We start from the raw sequence: 5797 nt of genomic DNA on the forward strand, positions 1-5797 counted from the left end.
CTTTTCATTACGAATTTCCTTTTCGTTTCCAAGTGAGGCGTTTGGATCAGTAAGAACGTTGAAAGTTTCCCCAGCTAAACCTCCACCTGCTGTTCCTGTGATAGCAGGAATAGGATTCAATGTAGAAGGTCTAGATATTCCCATTCCAATATCATCCCAACGTAAAGTTTTCCATGTCGGATTGAAGATATCATCTGCTATTGGTGTAATGATTTTATTTCCTATTCCATAACCAATCGCACCACCCACTCCACTAATCGTGCCGTAAAGGAAAGGATTTTTACCATCTATATAACTGGTTATAGCGCCGCCAGCAGCATTTATAGCTACTGTTGATTTAAATCCGGTGTATCGGGTTAAAGCGCCAGTCCAGTAAGCGCCTATAACATTTTTAGGATCAACAGAGCCGGTTAATCCATAATCAATGGCACCGACAGCCCCAGTCCCGATAGCTCCAGATATAGCCACAGCCTCCGGGAGGATCCATGGAGATATTATTGTTCCCATCGCTGCGACAGCCAACTGACAGGATACCGGTGTTCCTCCACTACAGGCTTCTTTTATTGCTGCCTGTGTTCCCGATTCGTAATTCGCTGTGGTTCCGGGTTTCTGTTTATTTGCCGCTGCCAGCACACTGCCCAGCGCATTATTCTCAACCGCATTCTTCCCGCCCTGCGCCCCGGCCATCACTCCCGCCGTGCTGTCTCCGGTCAGCCCGCCCGCCAGGCCCGCCGCCAGCGTACCCAGCGCACTGATGGTCTGCTTCTCCGTCTGCGTCAGCTCACTGACTTTTTTACCCGGATACAGCTGGTCCATGACCAGCTGCCCCATCAGCTCTCCGGTCACGGCGCCCGCCGCGCCTGCCGCCGCACCGTTGCCCGCAGCCCAGGACGTTACCGCGCCCACCACCGCATGCGCCATGGCGCGGCTGGCTTCGTCCGGCGCAAGCTTGTGTATCTGCTCCGCCAGATACGGCGCCGCCGCCCCGCTGATGGCCTGGCCGAGATTGCCGCCCGCCAGACCCTGTACCGCCGCCGTCGCGGCCTGTATCGCCTGCTGGACGGCGCCGCCCGTGCCCAGCCCGGTCTCCGCGAACGCCTGATTATAGAAATTCTGGTACATCTGAGCAGTGATATCTTCCGCCGTCGCCGTTTTATCCGGATGGGCCTTCTCCCGGTCCGCTTTCGCCCTCGCCCTGTCCGCGTCGGTCGCAGTCGCCATCTTTTCGGTCGCCGCCTTCGTCGCCGCGATTTTCCCCTGCGTGCGCACGATGTCGCTCACCTGATTCCCGATTTCCCCAATCAGCTGCGCTTCCCGCAGCCGGGTCTGCTCTTTCTCCCTGTCAAATACCGGACTTAACGCCCCGTGCGCATGCGCCGTATCCCGGCTCAGGTTCGCCATATCCTGCTGCTGTTTTTCAGCGTCGCGGATGACAATGTTGCCCCCGCTCACCGCTGCACGGGTCGTCGAGCTGGCGCTGCCGCTGCCGTTTGCCCCGGTCAGCAGGGCGTTCGCCATATTCCCCGCAAACTCGCTGCCAATGCTGCCGCCCGTGCTGATGCCCGCGCCCTGATGTTCGACCTTATAGTCCGCCCGGTTCCCGATATCACGCCATCCCAGCGTGCCGGTGTCAAGGCGGTTATTCTCCGCCGTCGCCGTGGAGGCGATAACCGCCCCGTCCAGCTGCGTGTGTCCGCCCACCGTCACGTCAAACCCGCCGCTGCCCGCAAAAAGGCCCGTCTGCTCCTGCACCGACGCATACGTCGAGTGCATCCTGTCCTTGCTCAGGCTGAGGCTGCCCGCCCCGCTCATTGAGCCGATGCTGAACGTGCCCCCCGCGCCGGCGCTCTGCTGTTTGCTGTCGTATTTATCCGTATCCTGCTCACTGGTCAGCGTCAGGTTACGGCCCACATCGGCGGTAATTTTCTCCCCGCTCACCTGCGCGCCCGTCAGCGTCGCGTCGCGCCCGCTTTTCAGCGTGACGTGATTACCGGCGGTCAGCATGCTTTCTGTATGCGTCGTGCCGTTACCGCTCTCCTTACCGCCGGCTTTATTCACGCTTGCCGATACCTGAAGACCCCAGCCGCCTGAACCTGCGCCGATCCCCACGCCCACCGTGCCGCCTTTGCTTTCGTTCTTTCCGCTCAGCGAAGAGGTGTTCTCGCCGGAAATCATATTGATATCCCGGCTGGCGGCCAGCAGTGCATTATTCCCCGCCTGAAGCTCACTTCCCCGGACGGTAATGTCCCCGTCTGTGGCCCGGATGGTCAGGTTATTCCCCGCCATCGCGCTGCTGCCCTGCGAGATGCTCTGCCTCTGCGTCTGCTCCGATTTTGATGACTGACTGCCCCAGGAGAGCGTGACCCCGATGGCATTATTGTTATCCGGGTTGCTGCCCTGCGCCGCGTTCATCGCCACTGCCTGACCCGCCTGCACACCGCTCAGCGCCGCCTGTATGCCCTGCAGCGCCGCCAGCCGTCCGCTGCTCCCCTGCTTCGCCGACTTCACCTGCGTCACCGCCTGATTAATCGCGCCGCCCGCCGCGCCGGACAGCGCCAGCGTCAGTCCGCTGCTTTTCTGTTCCACCGAATGCGTCCGGCTGCTCTGGTTTTCCGCCGCCAGGATATTTACCTGCTTCCCGCTGAGCGCCATATCCCGGCCAGCCACCAGGTTCGATCCCTTCACGGTCAGTTCATTACCCGCAGTCAGCGAGACGTTGCCATTCACCGAGCCGACGGTGCTGCCCTGCTGCGTCACGTCCTGCGCGGTATCCGTCACCTTCAGCTTCTGATTCCCCCAGGTGAGTCCGAGGCCGCCGGTACCGGACAGACCCGATTTTTTCTCCTGACGCTGATGGCTTTCCTCGCTCTGCTCATCTGCGGTAGTGACGGCCAGGTTATGGCCAGCCGCCAGACGCACGTCATCATCGCCCGCTACGCTGCTTCCCTGAATCAGCAGATTGTTGTCCGCCTGCATCGTTACGCTGGCGCCGCTGAACGCTGAACCCTGCGCCGTCTCGCGGTTGACCACATCATGAGTGGTGACGGTGGTTTTTGATAATGCGCCGTTGCCGCCGGTAGATTTATGATGCGACGCAAAGTTGCTGCTGTCCGTCGCGGCGGTCAGGCTGATGTCCCGTCCTGCCTGCACTCCCAGACTGTCGCCTGCGTTGACTGTCGCCGCCTGCGCCTTCACATCCTGCCCGGCAGTCAGCAACACCGACCCCGCACCGTTCACCGCACTGCCCATATGCTGAGTGGCGGACTGTTTCAGCCAGTTATCCTTGTCCCACGTCAGATTATCGCTGACGGCGGTCGCCACCGCGTTAAGGTTCAGATCGCGTCCGGCGTTCAGCACCGTCTGGCTCAGGCTTCCGCTGTTGACGACCTGCCCACCGGTCAGGGTGATATCCCGTCCGGCGCTGAGCGAAAGTTTGCCCTCTTCGCCCTGAACGTAAATGCCCCCCACCCGGTCCAGAGTGGTGCGGGCAAAGCTGTTCTGCCCGGCCGCGCTTTGCGCGCTGCGCGTGGTGGTGACGATATTGATATCGCGTCCGGCGCTCGCCAGCACCGAATCATTACCGGTTATCATTCCGGCAATATTGTTGATATCCGTACGCGCCAGCAGGCTGACATCCGCCCCGTTAATGGCGCCCGCTTTATTGGTGATATTCTCCGCGCTGAGCTGTACCGTCTCGCGCCCGTTTATCGCGCCGCTGTTCAGCAGGTCGCCGCTCAGGTTCATCGCCACCTGTCGCCCACCCAGCAACGCGCCCGAACCGTCGATATCCCCCTCCTTCACCCGCACATACACCTGCGGCACCAACACCGTCTGCCGGGTTCCGTCCGGCAGCACCACATCGGCGTTCACCAGCCACACCATATCTTCCGTTAGCAGGCTCATCTGCTCTGCGGTCAGCGCCACCCCCGGTATCAGGTTATGTTCCTTACCGAAAGCGATACCCGCGTTCATCAGTCCCTTAAACTGCGCCTCATCGTCACGGTAATCGGCCAGATAACGGCCCCCGGTCAGGGCAATGTTTTGCTCGCGCACCAGCCGCTGCTCGTAATAGCCGTCGCCGAGGCGTTTGTGCATATTATCGCCGTTCAGCGAGAAGGCGTTCTGCATATAATCGCTGCCGAGCCACTGTTTGTTATTGGTGAAGCGCGGATCGGTTTCTACCAGGTAACTCGCCTCCGGCTGCGGGTGCGTTTTAAACAGGCTGGTGTCCGACAGCGGCAGACGCCAGGATAAATCGTTGCGCACCGTCCAGCCGCGATCGGCGCTCAGGGTGCGCTCGCCGTCAAAGCCGCGCACGGTCCAGCGACCGCCGACGGAAAACCGATCCTGAGGGGTCAACGGCGTGTTGCTGGTCTGGCGTTGCCAGGCCACGTCATAACGAAAGCCTTCTCCGGCCAGAACAAACGGCAGGCTCAGGCGGGCTTCGGTACGCAGTATGCGGCTCAGCGCGGTGCCTTCACCAAACGGCTCTTCCGGCGCAGGCTGCGCGCCAAACCAGCGAGTGCCGCTCTGGTAGCTGATGCCCGCGTCCAGGGTCGCCGGGCCGATATAGTGATGGTGCTGAAGCCCCGCTTTCCATGAGGAGACATGGCGGCGCTGCACTTCTATTTCGGTATCGTTGATATAATTGCGGGTAGTGCGGGTTTGCACTTCGTACGTCAGCGTGGTTTTTTGCGCGTCGTTGCGGTACAGCATCCGGCTAAGTTGGGCGCTAAGGCTCTGGCTTTTACCGCCGTAGCGGTAATCCTCCGTCAGACCGGCGACCGTCTGATGGTAGTGGTAGTCGCTGCCGGTCAGCGAAAACGACCACCAGCCAACCGGAACGGACCAGTACGTGCTGAGATTCTGGTTGCTCTTCTCATGTCCTGGCTGCAAATCATGGGAGAGCGAAACCCAGAACAGGTCGCTAAGCGCCAGCGGATTATCAAGGGAGAGCGTCAAACCGCCCTGATAGCGCCCGGTGGCGGTGGTGCCGGAATCATCCAGCGACATGCCAAGCCGCCAGAACTTGCGTTGCCGACGGGAAATCATAATGTCGCTCTCGCCCGGCTGATCCGCCGGAACGATCTCCATCTCCGCCTGGACGGTCGGCAGGCGTTGCAGGTTCTCCAGCCCCTGTTCGATATCGCGTAAATCAAGCAGATCGCCGTCGTGAGCGGGAAACGCGCTGTACAGCCAGAACCGGCGGCTGCTATCCGGCGTCATGGCCACGTGGCGGATTTTACCCGGCAGAATGGTCAGCCGCAGACGGCCGCTTTTCAAATCCTGCGCTGGAGCCAGCACGCGCGTGGTGGTCCAGCCGTGGGACATCATCCGGTTTTGCAGCGAACTCATCAGCAGGTTAATTCCCCGCGCGCCGAGGCATTTTCCCACCGCGCGATCCGCCAGTTTTTGTAACGGCAGCCAGTGCGGCAGCGCCTGCTGGCCTTCCAGCATCACGTGATGAATGGTGAAGCAAGGACTTTCGGCCGGAAAAACAATCTGCATGGCATCAGGCGCTGGCGCAGATAAGCGCACATCGGGAACGGGTGGGATCAGCTGCTCTTCCAGCGCCTGCTGGCGCTGTTGCTGCCGGATAAACTGTTCGTCGCCGATAGCGGCGCGGAGAGGCGGCGCGACAGCAAACGCCATTACTGAACAGACCGACAGCAGAAGATACTGCTTTCTGCGCAAGAGAAGGTTGAATTCCATTTCGACATAACCTTACAGAAAATAATATCTAAATAAATGAAAAAAATTCGCGGAAATAAGCGCTAATTTATTTACGCATCCATCA

The 5797-nt window shown here is 60.1% G+C and carries 2 pseudogenes; both read right to left on the minus strand.

Features of this window, described 5'->3' with window-relative positions:
• Window positions 1-633: 633 nt before the first annotated feature.
• Window positions 634-4236, minus strand: a pseudogene (locus MYY08_RS19225) (hemagglutinin repeat-containing protein); the annotation flags it as partial.
• A gap of 9 nt (window positions 4237-4245) precedes the next feature.
• Window positions 4246-5712: pseudogene (locus tag MYY08_RS19230) on the minus strand (ShlB/FhaC/HecB family hemolysin secretion/activation protein); the annotation flags it as partial.
• Between the last annotated feature and the right edge of the window lie 85 nt (window positions 5713-5797).

Origin of the sequence: Mixta sp. (assembly GCF_024610815.1) — a bacterium.
Taxonomy (GTDB): Bacteria; Pseudomonadota; Gammaproteobacteria; order Enterobacterales; family Enterobacteriaceae; genus Mixta; species Mixta calida.